We start from the raw sequence: 12,135 nt of genomic DNA on the forward strand, positions 1-12,135 counted from the left end.
CCCTGCAGCCGGTGCCGCACCCCGAAGAGACCCCCGAGGCGTCCGCGGACGGTGGCGGCGCCGCACGCGTACAGGCAGGCCACCGATGACCACGGCCACCCGAGCACCGCCCCGACGGCCGGCCCGGCCGTGGAGCGCCGCCTGCGCCCGGCCGACCTCCTGGGGGAGACCTCACCCGACACCCGCGCGCGCCGCGGCGCCGCCCAGACCCTTCCCGTCCTCGAATCCCTCGCCCCACTCCTGCCCGCCGGCGGCCCCCGCGGCACCGCAGTGCAGACCGACGACACCGCCCTGCTCCTCGCCGCCGGCTACGGCCTGCCCCTGCAACGCCTCGTCGTCGCGACCATGTAGGCGAGCGCCACTTCGGCGAAGTCGTCACCGCCCGGCCTGACCATCAGGCTGGCCTGAGTAACCCGCGATATCGCGAGTTCAGCCTCAGTACCCAGGCGGCCCGCCCCCATGAACCATTGGGGTGCACTAGCGGTACACCCCGCTGGTGCGTATCATGCGTTCATGCCTCTTCCTCGTTTCGACCGCCTGCCCGCCGAACGCCGGGAGCACATCCTGGGAGTCGCGCGTCGGCACTTCGCCGAGCACGGCGCCGAAGGCGCCTCCTACAACAAGATCATCGAGGCGGCAGAAGTCTCCAAGACCGCCGCCTACCACTACTTCGACGGCCGGGAGGACCTGCTCACCGCCGTCCTCGACGGAGTCCTCGACCGACTGCTGGACGCCCTCGGACCCTGGGAGCCGGCCCACGACGAGGAGGACTTCGGCGCCCGGTTCACCGCTGGATCCGCCGCCCTCGCCGCCCACCTGAGGGACCACCCCGAGGACCTGGCCCTCGCCGACGCTGCCATCGGGCGCAGCGACGGAAGCCTGTGGCTCGACTGGTTCGGCGCCCTGGTCACGGACGGCCGTCGGCTCGGGATGATCCGTACCGACGTGGACCACGTACTGATGGTGTCGGCGACCGCCGCCGTCGTCCGGGCCGCGGACGCCTGGGCCGTGGCCCTGATGACGAGCGGATCCCTCGAAGGCCTCCCGGAGGGTGCCCCCCCGGACCAGCTGTGGACCCTCCTGCGCGGCCTGTGGGGTGCAGCGGCGACCGCGGCCCCCGGACAGGAGCCGAACGATGCGCACTGACCTGAGGATCTCCTGGGAGATACCGGCCACCCCGTCCGGCCTCGCCGGCCGCCTGGAACGGTTCATGGGTCCGGGCAAGTCCCGCTCCGAGTCCGCGGTGGAGACCATCGGCCTCCTCGGCTGTGCCCTGCTGCTGGCCGCCGGACTGTGGAACTCGGGAGCCGCACGCGACTGGTCGACAGGGCAACTCGTCGTGGTCGCCCTGGCCGGGCTCGACCTGATCGGCGGGGTCCTGACCAACGCCACCAACGCCGCGAAGCGTTGGTACCACCGGGCCGACCCGGCGGCGCGGCGCGCCCGGCTGCTGTTCGTCTCGGCGCACCTGATCCACCTCGCCGCGATGGGGCTGTACGTCCTCTCCGGCGACCTCGCCTGGACCTCGGCGAATGCCGCGCTGCTCCTCGGCGGGGCGGTGGCGGTGGAGTTCGCGCCCGTCCACCTCAAACGGCCCGTGGCGATGGCGGTGTTGATGGCAGCCGTCCTGGTCAACCTGTTCTGGCTGCCGGCGCCGGCCACGCTTGCCTGGTTTGCACCACTGTTCTTCCTCAAACTGCTCGTCTGCCACCTCGTGCCCGAGGCGCCCCTGGAGCGGGGTCGGGATGCCTGAGGACCTCGCTGCCGCGGCCTCCCGCCGGATCGACACCGACCCCGACCCGGCCGCCTGCGCCGATCTGCTGGCCGCCGCGTTCGCCCGGGAGCCGGCCGTCTCCTGGATCTGCGGCGGCGCGCACTCCGCCCGCGCTCGCTGGTTCCGCGCCACCCTGCGCACCCACGCCGGCCTCGCCGGGGCCCGTCGTACGGCTCTGGTGGACACCGACGGACGGCTCCTGGCGGCAGCCGTCCTGACCCCGCCGGGCGCGACCCCGTCCGCTGGCGCCCGCGCGCTCTGGGCGGCCCGGACCCTGCTGAGCAGCGGGCCGCACGCCCTCGGCCGGACCCTGCGATATCTGGACGCCACCGAGGGCGGGGCCCCCACGGGGGCCTGGACCCTGGAGTTCGTCGGAGTCCGCCCGGACCTCACCGGCCGTGGAGCGGGCCGCACCCTCCTGGACCACGTCCTGACGACGACGCCGGGAGCAGTCCACCTGACCACGGCGGACCCGGCGAACGTCCCCCTGTACCGCCACTTCGGCTTCACCACGCTCGGCGAGACCCCGCTGGGACCGCTGACCGTCACATCGATGGTCCGCGTACCGGCTGCGCGCCGACGGCGTGACGGGTGGTCCGCTGCGCGGTAGCCCGGCGGCCCCGCTTCGGCGGCGCCACCGGCCGGGAGGAGGGGCGAGGGGGAGGCGGCCGGGACGGCCGGCGGGTTACCCTGCGGCTCCCGCTCGCCTCCTACAGTTCCGTCCACCCGCACGTCCGACCGCCCCGGGAGCTGAGCGGGTGCCAGATGGGGGCGGACGGTCCGCACTGCGCCAGCTCCTCGAGGGGTGCGGCGTTGTCGGTTGGTCGGTTCGGGTTGTTGCACCTGCGGTGGGCTTTCCCTTTTCTCGCGTCCGGCTGGTGCCGGCCGCTCGCTGGTCGGGGGTGGCGGCGGGGCCGGATCAGGGGTGGTTGGAGAGGGTGCGGCGCGCGGGCCGACAACGGGCTTGGCGGCTGTCGGGAGCGCCGGATATCCCTCGAAGGCAGCCCGACCACGACCACCGGGAGAGGCCCGTGAGCACCTCTCAGCGCCCCGTCCGGCCCGACGACAACGACGACCAGGCCGACGCCGTCGAGCCGCCGCAGCCGTCCCGGCCGGAACGGACCGCGTACCGGCGCGGCGCCGCCAACCCCAACGGCCGGGTCCGCTTGCTCCCCGTTGGCTTCGGCCGGGCTGGGAGGTCTGGTGGCGGAGGGGGTCAGCGGTCGGCGAGGTGGCGGGAGGGGAGTTCGATGTCCTGGAGCTGGGTGGTGGTCAGGCGTCGGGCTTCCCAGATGACTGTGGCCAGGTCCGCGGCCCGGGAGTGGCACCGCGGCCGGGGTCGGACCGCCGTCGAGGTAGCGGATGGCGTCACGCCGACGCCGGATTCGGCGACGAGGGCGTGGGCGAGGTCGGAGCCGTTGAGCATGGCGAGATCGGCGCCCAGCCCGACCGGCCGTGGCTCGGGCCCCGTCCGTGATTCCCCGCCCGTATTCCCCGCCCCGCCTCCCCGATGGACATGACATACCCCACAGGAAAAATGTACAAATTTCAACATGTTTCCCGGTAGCGTCGTTCTTGCCCCACCACAGCGGGGCGCCGCCCGGGGCCATCACCCCACGGCTCCGGGCCGATCAAGGAGGAAAGATCATGAACAAGTCCGTCGGACGCCGGGCCGCCACCGCGGCCGCCGCGCTCGCCGCGACGCTCGGTGGGCTGCTGCTCGCCGGCGGCACCGCCTCGGCCGCACCGGTTCAGGCCGTCCACCACGACACCACCGTCTCCGTCTCCCCGGCGGCCTTCCAGGTCCGCGATTACGAGGGCGACCATTTCGACCGCTTCGACCGCTACGGCGGCGGGCACACGAGCCGCTGGGACGGCCACCGCTCCTGGGAGCGCCAGGGCGGCTACTGGTACAGCAATGACCACGGCCACCGGTACCGCTACGACGGCCACCGGTTCTACCAGTGGGACAACGGATGGCAGATCATCCAGGTCATCAACGTGTACGGGTTCAACCCGCACGTCTTCCGCTGACCTGCGACGACTCGGGGCGGGGGAGCGCGCCCAGTTCGGTGCCGGCACACCGCGGCTCCCAGCCGCCCTCTCGCGCCGCCGCCCGGCCGGACACCGGCGTCCGGCCGGGCGGCGGCGCCCACGGCCGGGGCGCTCGCATCCGCCGTTCAGGGGGACGCCACCCACACAGGGAGTCATGCCGTGAACGGCTGTGCAGATCAAATGCTCGACATGGAACTCCGGCTCCCCTCGGGAGAACCGGTCACATTGCCGACCCTCCTGTCCTACCGCTCCCACGACCCGCTCGCCGTACGCATCGTCTTCCACACCGACGAGGACGGCCGGGTCCCCTGGGTCTTCGCCCGCGACCTGTTGGCGCAGGGCCTGCGCAGGCCCAGCGGGCAAGGGGACGTACAGGTCTGGCCGGGAGCGGTCGGAGCGGTCGGCCATGAGGAGGTACTGAACCTCGCCCTCTCCTCGCGGGAGGGGACCGCCTGGCTCCGGGCCCCGCTCCACGTGGTGGCCGAGTGGCTGGAGCGCACCTACCGGCTGGTACCCGCCGGCCGGGAAGCCTACGGACACGACCTGGACGCCGAACTGTCGCGGCTGCTGCCGGGCACTGCCTGAGGCCCCGGCCCCGGCCGCTTCCCTCCAGTGGCCCGACCGACCCGGCGGGGCACACCGCCGCAACACGGGGCACACCGCCGCAACAAGTGAGCAGCAGACGGAGTAGGAGGACAGAGATGAGAGCCCCGGCCTTCGTGCCGCGTCCGGCCGCCATCGTCCGGTGGCGGGAGGCACCAAGCCGCGCCCTGCGGTTGCCGCGCGCGCCCTGGTTGTCGCTCCCGGAATGGTCGACCACCGCCCTCACCCGCAGTGTCAAGGGACTCATGGCGGCCCTCCTCGCCTGGCAGGCCGCGTCGTGGTGGCTCCCCGGGCAACAGCAGTACCTCGCCGTGGCCACCGCCCTGGCCATGGTCAACGCCCCGACCATCTACCGATCGGTGACACAGGCGCTGCGCAGCGTAGCCGCCCGGGCCGCGGGGCTGTCACTGGCCGTGGTCGTCGTGTGGCTGCTCGGCCCGGCCGCGGGAAGCATCGCCGCGATCCCGGCCATCGCACTGGTCGCCGGAGGCCGCCGGGGCTCCGACAGTCGCCTGCAGATCGCCTCGACGGCGACGCTCACCCTGGCAGCGGCGACGGCCTTCCCCGTGGGCCACGTCATCACCCTGACCCTGGCCGCCCTCACCGGCGCGGCCGCCGGCATCGCGGTCAACGCCCTCATCCTTCCGCCCGTGCACCTCGGCGCCTCCGACGCCTCGGTACGCGAACTCGCCGCGGCCATGGGGGAACTGCTCGGCGACATGGGCCGCGGACTGCGTGAACGGCAGCACACCGACCGCGCCCACCTGTGGCTCGAGCGGGGCAGACACCTCGACGACCTGGTACTCCAGGCAGAGGAGGACCTACGCCAGAGCCAGGAGAGCCTGCGCTGGAACACGCGGTGCATCGTCCACGGACAACAGGAGCCGACGGACCGCAGCAAGGCGCTGCGCGCCCTGCACCGGGTCTCCTTCCAGGTCCGGGGCATCGCACGGACACTGGCCGACACCGTCGACGACCGGCCCACCGGCCACGACCTGAACCGACTCTTCCTCGACCGGTACGCGGCGACCCTGGAAACGGCGGAACGGGCGATGGAGTCGTTCGCCGTCCCCGGGCATGCCGCCGGCCCCGGTCTCGACAGCTTCTGCGGACCGCTGCGCCGCGCGATCGACGACGCCACGACCTGGCACAGGACGATGACCGAAGAGATCAGGCACGGCACGCTGGCCGAACCGGGCGCCTGGCACGTCTACGGATCGCTGATCACCGACATCGAACGCCTGCTCGCCGACCTGGAACGCGCGAACCGACCCGCCCTGACCACGCCCGGGCCCCGCCCCTCGTGAAGCGCCCGGCTCGAATTCGTTCGAGCTCGCCCTGGCTCATCACGATTACTTCACTTCATCGACTTCGCTCCATCACTTGACGCTCGAATTCGCGGGCAATACGGTGGTTCGTGTTGGTTGAAGATTCAACATCGTTCACCGATCGACGGAGTGCCCCCTCCTCCGGCCTGTGCCGAACGCAGCCAGGCATCCGATAACCCCGAAGGAAGAAACATGAACCGCACGACCATGCGACGGGCCGCCACCGCGACGATCTCCCTCCTCCTCGCCGGCGCCGCCGCCCTCGGCGTCTCCGGCCAGGCCATGGCCGCCCCCGCCCCCGCCCCCATCCTCGCGGCGGCCGCGCCCTCGCACCCGTCGTCGTCATCGGCCGCCACCGCCGACACCGGCCTGCGGATCGCCTCGCTGCCCGCCCAGCGGATCGCCGCCGACCACCGCCCGCACGAGTTCACCGTCCGCTACGCCGGCGACACCCGCCTCGCCCAGGCCCAGCAGATCCTCGTCCTCTCCCCTGAACACGGCCCCTACCTCCAGAGCGACGACATCCGCCTGGAGTGGTTCGACGACGCAACCCGGCACTGGGAGCCCGCGGTCCTGGACTCGCAGACCGGCACCCTCTACACCCGGATCCCGCTCACCGGCCGCATCCTCACCCCCGGCAGTGACACGGCCATCCGCTACCGGATCACCCTCCAGCACGACCTGCCCACCGCACCGCGGCACCTGACCGTACAGCCCCGCACCATCCTCTACACCGCACCGCAGACCACCGGGAACCAGGCGTAACCGAAGGCGTCACCTCACCCGCACTCACCGCAGCGCGCGGACTGAGGACAGGGCCACCTCCGGCACCCCGATCACACCGGAGCGAGGAGGAGGGCGGCCGGGACGGCCGGCGGCAGGCTACCCAGCGGCTCCAGCTCGCCGCCTACAGTTCCGTCCGTCCGTCCGCCCGCTGCTGCTGAGCGGGTGCCAGATAGGTGAGGCCGGTGCCGCCGAGCAGGCTCAGGTGGGTGCTCAACGGGACGCCGTCGAAGTGCGGGAGGCGGCGGGACTCGTCGGGGGTGACGGTCGAGTGGGTGCGCCGGCCGTGGCGGTGGAAGACGAGGTCGCCCTCGCGGTAGTGCGGGGTGCGGGAGTCGATCACCCGGCCGATGGTGCGGCCTTCGAGCGGGGCGTCGAGGGCGAAGCCGCCGGGCACGTCGTCCATCGTCTCGCGGTGGTACGGGTCGACGGACCAGTACAGGTTGTCCAGCAGGGCGGTGCCGGGGGCGGGCGTGGGGATCGGGGGCTCGGCGACCGTGAAGTCTGCACTCTGAAGGGGAACTGGACGGCCACTCGGGGTCGAGCGGGGCTGTGCACGACGCGTTCGCTCGGTCGAAGCCGTCGCTGACCGCGCCCGCAAGCGCTTCGGCCCCGGCAGCATCGGCCGCGCCGCCCTGTACGGAGCAGCATGACCGATCCGGTCGAGCGAGCCGGGGGAGACAGCGCCCGTGCCGGACCGACGCTCGATCTATCGGGAGTCCGGTGGCAGCGGACCGGCCGCGGCCACCCGGTGGAGGGCGTCCCGGCAGGCCAGGATTGCGGGGTGTTGGCTATGGCCGTGCCGTACGACGGTGAAGATGCGGCGAGAGTGCTGGCCGTGAGGGAGCTTGCGCAGGGTGACGGTGGGGGGTTGACCGCTCCAGACAAGGTCGGGGAGGAAGGCAGCGGCGTGCTTCTGCTCGACGAGGCGGAGGTGGAGCAGGACGTCGGTCGTCTCGAACCGGACGTCGGGTTCGAAGCCGGCGTCGCGGCAAAGCGTCATGGCCCAGTACCGGGCGGGGGTGCCTGCGGGCTCCATCGCCCAGGGGTGGTCGGCCAGCGAGCGCAGCGCCGCCAGGGGGCCGTCGCTGTCCGTGCTCGTGCCGGGGCTTGGCAGGGCGAGGTGCAGCGGATCGTCCAGGAGGTGTTCCTGGTGGAGTTCCGCGGACCGGGGGTTGGGGTTGCCGGGGTACTCCTCGGCGAGGACGAGGTCGAAATCGCGGGCCTGTAGAGCGGCAAGCGCTGGTTCGGGTTCCATATGGGTGAGGTGGACCCGGAGGTGGGGGTGCTGGTCGCGGAGCAGGCCGAGCGCGGCCGGGACCAGGGCGAGGGCGGCCGTCTGGAACGAGGCGATGCGCAGGGTGCCCGTCAGTTCGGTCAGGGAGGCGGCGATGTCCGCCTCCGCGCGCTCCAGGCGTTCGAGGACCGCTTCGGTGTGGGCGACGAGGATCTCGGCCTGCTCGGTGAGGCGCACCCGGCGTCCGACCGGTTCCAGGAGCGGGACGCCGACCTCGGCTTCCAGCTGGGAGAGCTGCTGGGAGACGGAGGAAGGGGCGTAGGACAGGGCTGCGGCGACGGCCGCCAGGGTGCCGCGGTGCTTGAGTTCCCGCAGCAGGCGCAGTCGGTGCAGGTCGAACATGGGCATCCGCTCTCCGGCGCCGGCGTAGCTGGTGGCCGAATGGTCAGTTTTCCTGATGAGTATAGGTCGGAAAGATCTGCTGGACCGATGAGAGGAGGCGGCTGATCATGAACTCATGTCTGAGAACTTCCTCTTCCCGCCCGCCGTTCCGTGGTTCACGCGGCCCGGCGCCCGTGCCTGGCGGTGCGATCCCGCCCCCGCCGAGGTGCGGGGCTTCCACGCCGCGCTGCCCGACTACGCGCCCACCCAGTTGACCGAAATTCCCTCACTGGCCCATGAGTTCGCGGTCGGCCGGGTGTTCGTCAAGGATGAGTCGCACCGGCTCGGCCTGCCTGCGTTCAAGGCGCTCGGAGCGTCCTGGGCGATCCACCGGGTCCTCGCCACGCGAGCAGCAAGCGGCGTGCAGCCAGGGGCGGTCACCTTGGTGACCGCAACCGACGGCAACCACGGCCGGGCGGTGGCCCGCACGGCGCGACTGCTCGGGCAGGACGCCCACGTCTTCGTCGCGCAGGGCGTTCATCCGCAGGCCGTCGCCGCCATCGTCGCCGAACAAGCCAAGGTCACTGAGGTCCCGGGCACCTACGACGAGGCCGTGCGGATGGCGGCCGAGGCGGCTGCGGGGCCCGACGCGGTCCTGGTCCAGGACACCGCCTGGCCGGGCTACGAACAGATCCCGGGGTGGATCGTCGAGGGCTACTCCACCCTCTGCGCCGAGATCGACGAACAACTGGCGGGGCAGGGAATCGCCGAAGGCCCCGACCTGGTGTCCATCCCGGTGGGGGTGGGGGCCCTGGCGCAGGCCGTGATCACCCACTACCGCAGCCGCCCGTCCGGGCAGGCGCCGGCGCTGCTGTCGGTGGAGCCCGAGGCCGCGGCCTGCGTGCTGGAGAGTCTCACCCGCGGTGAACCCGTCAGCGTCACCACCGGGGACACCACCATGGCCGGGTTGAACTGCGGTACCCCGTCCAGCATCGCGTGGCCCTACCTCCACGGCGGGCTGGACGCCGCTGTCGCCGTCGCGGACCGCGACAGTGCCCGCGCGGCAGCCGATCTCGCAGCGGGTGGCGTCGCCTCGGGTCCTTGCGGCGCCGCCGCCCTCGCCGGTCTGCGCACCGCGCTCACCGGGGCGGGCGCCGAGGCATGCCGCACCGCGCTGGGGCTGGGCCCGTCCTCAGTGGTCGTGCTGCTCAGCACCGAGGGCACGGCAGCCAATCCGCGCACCGTTACCGGCCACTGAGCCCGCAAGACCTCAACTCCCCGCCCACGCCACCGTTTCCGACCAGCCCCAGGAGAAGGCACGTGAACAGCCCCGTCCCCGACAGTCCCTGATGGATCTCGCCGAGATCGGCGCCTACAGCGACGAGCGCACGGGCCTGCGCGGCGTGAACCGCCTCGCGCCGACCGACGCCGACGCGGCAGGACGTCGCCGCGTCGGCGCCTGGTTGGAAGAAGCCGGCCTGACCGTCCGCGTCGACAAGACGGGCGACATCTACGGTCGCCGCGAAGGCACCGACCCCACCGCGGCACCCGCGATCGACGGAAACAGCTGCTCCTCCAGCCGGGGCACCAGATCGTCCACAGTCCCGCACCGTCGACTACGGCAGCCCGATCGCAGGCGGATTTCGGGCAAGTCGGCGACGCCCACCGCACCGCCCGATCGTCACTCTCTGTTTATCGGCCACCGAAGTTGAGCCAGAACCACGGCTCGCGTATGAAGCCACCCCGCTGCGTCCGGCCGGCCCGCCAGCGCAGGAGCAGCGCACCGCTCCGGACGAGGAGCACCACGCCCGCCGCCAGCGCGCCCAGGGCCGCGCAGACGAACAGGGCCGGCCAGTGCACCGCCGCCCTCCGCCAGGTCGGCAACCGGCCCGTCGGTATCCGGCCGCCCAGCCGGGGGACGGAGATCGGCGCGCCGTGCCCCTCCCATAGACTCTCCGGCGATCTTGGCAGACCGAGAAGCAGGGGGACGGCAATTGACCGGCGGGCGTGAGCGTTGGCTCAGCGACAGGCTGACCGTGAGGTCGTTCCGCAATCCCAAGAACGTGGCGAAGGCGGTCTTCCACCCGGCGTGGGTGCCCGAGTCGGTCGATCCCGCCGTGGATTCCCTCAAACGCGTCCGGGTCATCTGCGGCGTGGTCGCGGCGATCGGTGTCTACAGCTTCGTGGAGGGCGGTTTCTCCTTCGACGGGATGCTGGAGAAGGTGCTGACGGCGAGTCTCGTCCTCCTGTTGATCACGCCGCTGACGGTCGGTGTGATGCTCTACGTGTGGCGGCGTACCGGAACCGTCCGCCAGCTGCGCGCCCCGCTGGTGAACTCGCTCAAACTGCTGCTGCTGTTCATCGGTTCGGTCGTGGTGATGGTGCTGACGTGGACGCTGGCGAACGGTGCTTCCCCGCTCCGTATGCTGCTGTGCCTCATGGCGGCGCTCTGGCTCACCTGGTTCGTGGGCGCCGGGGGTCTTTGCGTGTCCGACAACTTCTTCGGCACCGCAGGAGTGCACCGCTGTCTGCCGCCTCTGCTCGCCACCGTGACGACGTGGCTGATGGCGGTCCCGGACCTGCTCTCCGGTGACCTGCACGGCCTCGGCCTCGCTCTGGGCGTCGTCTTCATCCTTGGCGCGCCGGTGACGGTCACGGGGATAGCCCTGCTGGAGATGAACCGCCTTCGGCGCCGGTACGGAATTCGGCTGGGCACGCATCCGGCGATCCTGCCCCTGCACGGACACGTGCCTCCGGACGGCGATCCCGTCGGCAACCCCTACCCGCCGGCTCCGTAGCTCCGTACGGCGCCGGTCGGGGCGGCCCCTCGTGTCTGCTCATGTGTGGCGGTCGCCCGCTTCACCCGAGGCCGGCCGACGCGTCACCCGGAAGTTCGGCCGGCAGGTAGTCGTAACCGAACCGGCCCGGCACTGCCCGGGCGAGCGCCCGGACCAGCGAGGCGGGCGGTGCGACGAAGACCACGGGGTAGTCGCGCTCGCCCCGCTCCGGCCGGACCGGCCAGGCCAGCCGTTCCCGACTGAGGTCGAACTGCGCGTCCACCCCCTCGCGGTTGCCCCGGGCGTCCAGGCGGGACCAGCGGCCGTCCAGGTGCACGGCGTTGAGGGCGTGCAGCACGAATCCGCCCTCGCCGTCCTCCAGTCGTTGGTAGCACAGGCCGGTCGGCACGCCCTGCGCCCGCAGCAGTGCGGCCAGCAGGATGGACTTGCCGTGGCAGATCGCATTGCGCGCGGCCAGCACCTCGGAGGCGCGGAACGCCCCGCTGTACGAGCCAGCGTCCGCGGAGTGCGCCACCTGGTCGCGGACGTAGTGGAACGCCGCCTCCGGCGTGGCCAGCCCGGCGGCCGCCCGCCGCAGCTCCGGGTGCCTGTGGTCGATCACTTCGTCCGCCGTGAGGTAGGCGGCGAGGTCGTCGGTCTCCGGTTGCAGAATCATGCCGTCCACGGTGCCGCGCGCGCCGTCCACCGCGCGCGGAATTCCACCCCCTGGACAGGGCTCCGCCCCCGCCGCGGTTCTGCGACGGCTTCGCACCGGTGCCCGGCTGCCGTCGTGCCGGCCGGGTGTGGTGGCGGTCTCAATGGCGGCCGCCCGGTGTTGACTCAGCGTGGTGGCGGTGGGCCGGTCGGTGATGTTGCCGGGGTCGGTGTGGTGAGTGCGCTCACACGGGAATGCGGTGTACGACGACGGATAGTGGAGTCCGTTTTGCGCCACTTTGGGACTATTTGGGCGAGTGGCGGGAGGGTGTTTGCGCAGGCCGCGAGGGGTCGGCGGGGGCCGGCGCGCTCCGGGCGTCCACTCCTCGGACCAGTGCCGTCCGCCCATGGCTACGACGGCAGGTCGTAGCGAGGGGGTCTTGTCGGTGACCGGCCCCGCCTGGCAACAATTGCTGCATCAAGCCACACCGGCACCTGTCCCGCCGGTGAACGGCCTACCGCCAAGCCACGCCCCGCGACCGT

General features: G+C 72.2%; 15 protein-coding genes and 1 pseudogene. 11 read left to right on the top strand and 5 right to left on the bottom strand.

Going from position 1 to position 12,135, the window contains the following annotated elements; all coding sequences use genetic code 11:
- Positions 1–51: 51 nt before the first annotated feature.
- The 4 genes from ACZ5OX_RS28970 (at position 52) to ACZ5OX_RS28985 (ending at position 2,384) form a co-directional block, all read left to right on the top strand.
- The gene (locus tag ACZ5OX_RS28970) at positions 52–351 is read left to right on the top strand and encodes a hypothetical protein (RefSeq protein ID WP_465634170.1); all 300 of its coding nucleotides are present in this window, start codon (positions 52–54) and stop codon (positions 349–351) included.
- Between the two features lie 162 nt (positions 352–513).
- The gene (locus ACZ5OX_RS28975) at positions 514–1,146 is read left to right on the top strand and encodes a TetR/AcrR family transcriptional regulator (protein ID WP_465634172.1); all 633 of its coding nucleotides are present in this window, start codon (positions 514–516) and stop codon (positions 1,144–1,146) included.
- Entirely contained in the window at positions 1,136–1,753 is a 618-nt protein-coding gene (locus ACZ5OX_RS28980; protein WP_465634173.1) for a hypothetical protein, read from the top strand. The genes ACZ5OX_RS28975 and ACZ5OX_RS28980 overlap by 11 nt, the downstream gene beginning before the upstream one ends.
- Entirely contained in the window at positions 1,746–2,384 is a 639-nt protein-coding gene (locus tag ACZ5OX_RS28985) for a GNAT family N-acetyltransferase (protein ID WP_465634175.1), read from the top strand. Before ACZ5OX_RS28980 ends, ACZ5OX_RS28985 begins: the two co-directional genes overlap by 8 nt.
- Positions 2,385–2,990: 606 nt before the next feature.
- On the opposite strand, the gene ACZ5OX_RS28990 is transcribed toward ACZ5OX_RS28985, so the two are convergent.
- Positions 2,991–3,200 carry a hypothetical protein gene (locus ACZ5OX_RS28990; RefSeq protein ID WP_465634176.1) on the bottom strand — a complete coding sequence of 70 codons (210 nt, stop codon included), beginning with the start codon at positions 3,198–3,200 and terminating at the stop codon, positions 2,991–2,993.
- A 221-nt stretch (positions 3,201–3,421) separates the two neighbouring features.
- Between ACZ5OX_RS28990 and ACZ5OX_RS28995 the strand changes: the two genes are divergently transcribed.
- From ACZ5OX_RS28995 to ACZ5OX_RS29010, 4 genes are all read left to right on the top strand, one after another.
- Positions 3,422–3,808: a hypothetical protein gene (locus tag ACZ5OX_RS28995; RefSeq protein ID WP_465634178.1), complete on the top strand. Its 387-nt coding sequence runs from the start codon at positions 3,422–3,424 to the stop codon at positions 3,806–3,808.
- Between the two features lie 210 nt (positions 3,809–4,018).
- The gene (locus tag ACZ5OX_RS29000) at positions 4,019–4,414 is read left to right on the top strand and encodes an SsgA family sporulation/cell division regulator (RefSeq protein ID WP_465634179.1); all 396 of its coding nucleotides are present in this window, start codon (positions 4,019–4,021) and stop codon (positions 4,412–4,414) included.
- 116 nt (positions 4,415–4,530) lie between these two features.
- On the top strand, positions 4,531–5,739 hold the full coding sequence (locus tag ACZ5OX_RS29005; RefSeq protein WP_465634180.1) for an aromatic acid exporter family protein: 1,209 nt from the start codon (positions 4,531–4,533) through the stop codon (positions 5,737–5,739).
- Between the two features lie 213 nt (positions 5,740–5,952).
- Positions 5,953–6,525 carry a hypothetical protein gene (locus tag ACZ5OX_RS29010; protein ID WP_465634182.1) on the top strand — a complete coding sequence of 191 codons (573 nt, stop codon included), beginning with the start codon at positions 5,953–5,955 and terminating at the stop codon, positions 6,523–6,525.
- A gap of 193 nt (positions 6,526–6,718) precedes the next feature.
- On the opposite strand, the pseudogene ACZ5OX_RS29015 reads toward ACZ5OX_RS29010, so the two are convergent.
- Both ACZ5OX_RS29015 and ACZ5OX_RS29020 read right to left on the bottom strand, forming a co-directional pair.
- Positions 6,719–7,165, bottom strand: a pseudogene (locus tag ACZ5OX_RS29015) (MDR/zinc-dependent alcohol dehydrogenase-like family protein); the annotation flags it as partial.
- A gap of 87 nt (positions 7,166–7,252) precedes the next feature.
- Positions 7,253–8,182 carry a LysR family transcriptional regulator gene (locus ACZ5OX_RS29020; protein WP_465634198.1) on the bottom strand — a complete coding sequence of 310 codons (930 nt, stop codon included), beginning with the start codon at positions 8,180–8,182 and terminating at the stop codon, positions 7,253–7,255.
- Positions 8,183–8,297: 115 nt separating this feature from the next.
- On the opposite strand from ACZ5OX_RS29020, the gene ACZ5OX_RS29025 reads away from it, so the two are divergent.
- Positions 8,298–9,419 carry a diaminopropionate ammonia-lyase gene (locus ACZ5OX_RS29025; RefSeq protein ID WP_465634183.1) on the top strand — a complete coding sequence of 374 codons (1,122 nt, stop codon included), beginning with the start codon at positions 8,298–8,300 and terminating at the stop codon, positions 9,417–9,419.
- Between the two features lie 91 nt (positions 9,420–9,510).
- Complete coding sequence (locus ACZ5OX_RS29030) at positions 9,511–9,873, top strand: hypothetical protein (protein WP_465634184.1); 363 nt, start codon at positions 9,511–9,513, stop codon at positions 9,871–9,873.
- Here ACZ5OX_RS29030 and ACZ5OX_RS29035 read toward each other — a convergent pair.
- The gene (locus ACZ5OX_RS29035) at positions 9,854–10,021 is read right to left on the bottom strand and encodes a hypothetical protein (RefSeq protein WP_465634185.1); all 168 of its coding nucleotides are present in this window, start codon (positions 10,019–10,021) and stop codon (positions 9,854–9,856) included. The genes ACZ5OX_RS29030 and ACZ5OX_RS29035 overlap by 20 nt on opposite strands.
- 203 nt (positions 10,022–10,224) lie before the next feature.
- Between ACZ5OX_RS29035 and ACZ5OX_RS29040 the strand changes: the two genes are divergently transcribed.
- Entirely contained in the window at positions 10,225–10,959 is a 735-nt protein-coding gene (locus tag ACZ5OX_RS29040) for a hypothetical protein (RefSeq protein ID WP_465634186.1), read from the top strand.
- Between the two features lie 61 nt (positions 10,960–11,020).
- Here the strand turns inward: ACZ5OX_RS29040 and ACZ5OX_RS29045 are convergent, their stop codons facing one another.
- Complete coding sequence (locus ACZ5OX_RS29045; protein WP_465634187.1) at positions 11,021–11,614, bottom strand: transglutaminase-like domain-containing protein; 594 nt, start codon at positions 11,612–11,614, stop codon at positions 11,021–11,023.
- Between the last annotated feature and the right edge of the window lie 521 nt (positions 11,615–12,135).

This window comes from Kitasatospora sp. NPDC032121, from assembly GCF_055580145.1.

What these genes read in the sequence shown, in the direction of transcription:
- ACZ5OX_RS29000 (WP_465634179.1), top strand. Translation starts at nt 4,019, where the DNA reads ATGGAACTCCGGCTCCCCTCGGGAGAACCGGTCACATTGCCGACCCTC.
- ACZ5OX_RS28990 (WP_465634176.1), bottom strand. Translation starts at nt 3,200, where the DNA reads ATGCTCAACGGCTCCGACCTCGCCCACGCCCTCGTCGCCGAATCCGGC.
- ACZ5OX_RS29005 (WP_465634180.1), top strand. Translation starts at nt 4,531, where the DNA reads ATGAGAGCCCCGGCCTTCGTGCCGCGTCCGGCCGCCATCGTCCGGTGG.
- ACZ5OX_RS29030 (WP_465634184.1), top strand. Translation starts at nt 9,511, where the DNA reads ATGGATCTCGCCGAGATCGGCGCCTACAGCGACGAGCGCACGGGCCTG.
- ACZ5OX_RS28995 (WP_465634178.1), top strand. Translation starts at nt 3,422, where the DNA reads ATGAACAAGTCCGTCGGACGCCGGGCCGCCACCGCGGCCGCCGCGCTC.
- ACZ5OX_RS28975 (WP_465634172.1), top strand. Translation starts at nt 514, where the DNA reads ATGCCTCTTCCTCGTTTCGACCGCCTGCCCGCCGAACGCCGGGAGCAC.
- ACZ5OX_RS29025 (WP_465634183.1), top strand. Translation starts at nt 8,298, where the DNA reads ATGTCTGAGAACTTCCTCTTCCCGCCCGCCGTTCCGTGGTTCACGCGG.
- ACZ5OX_RS29020 (WP_465634198.1), bottom strand. Translation starts at nt 8,182, where the DNA reads ATGTTCGACCTGCACCGACTGCGCCTGCTGCGGGAACTCAAGCACCGC.
- ACZ5OX_RS29010 (WP_465634182.1), top strand. Translation starts at nt 5,953, where the DNA reads ATGAACCGCACGACCATGCGACGGGCCGCCACCGCGACGATCTCCCTC.
- ACZ5OX_RS28980 (WP_465634173.1), top strand. Translation starts at nt 1,136, where the DNA reads ATGCGCACTGACCTGAGGATCTCCTGGGAGATACCGGCCACCCCGTCC.
- ACZ5OX_RS29045 (WP_465634187.1), bottom strand. Translation starts at nt 11,614, where the DNA reads ATGATTCTGCAACCGGAGACCGACGACCTCGCCGCCTACCTCACGGCG.
- ACZ5OX_RS28985 (WP_465634175.1), top strand. Translation starts at nt 1,746, where the DNA reads ATGCCTGAGGACCTCGCTGCCGCGGCCTCCCGCCGGATCGACACCGAC.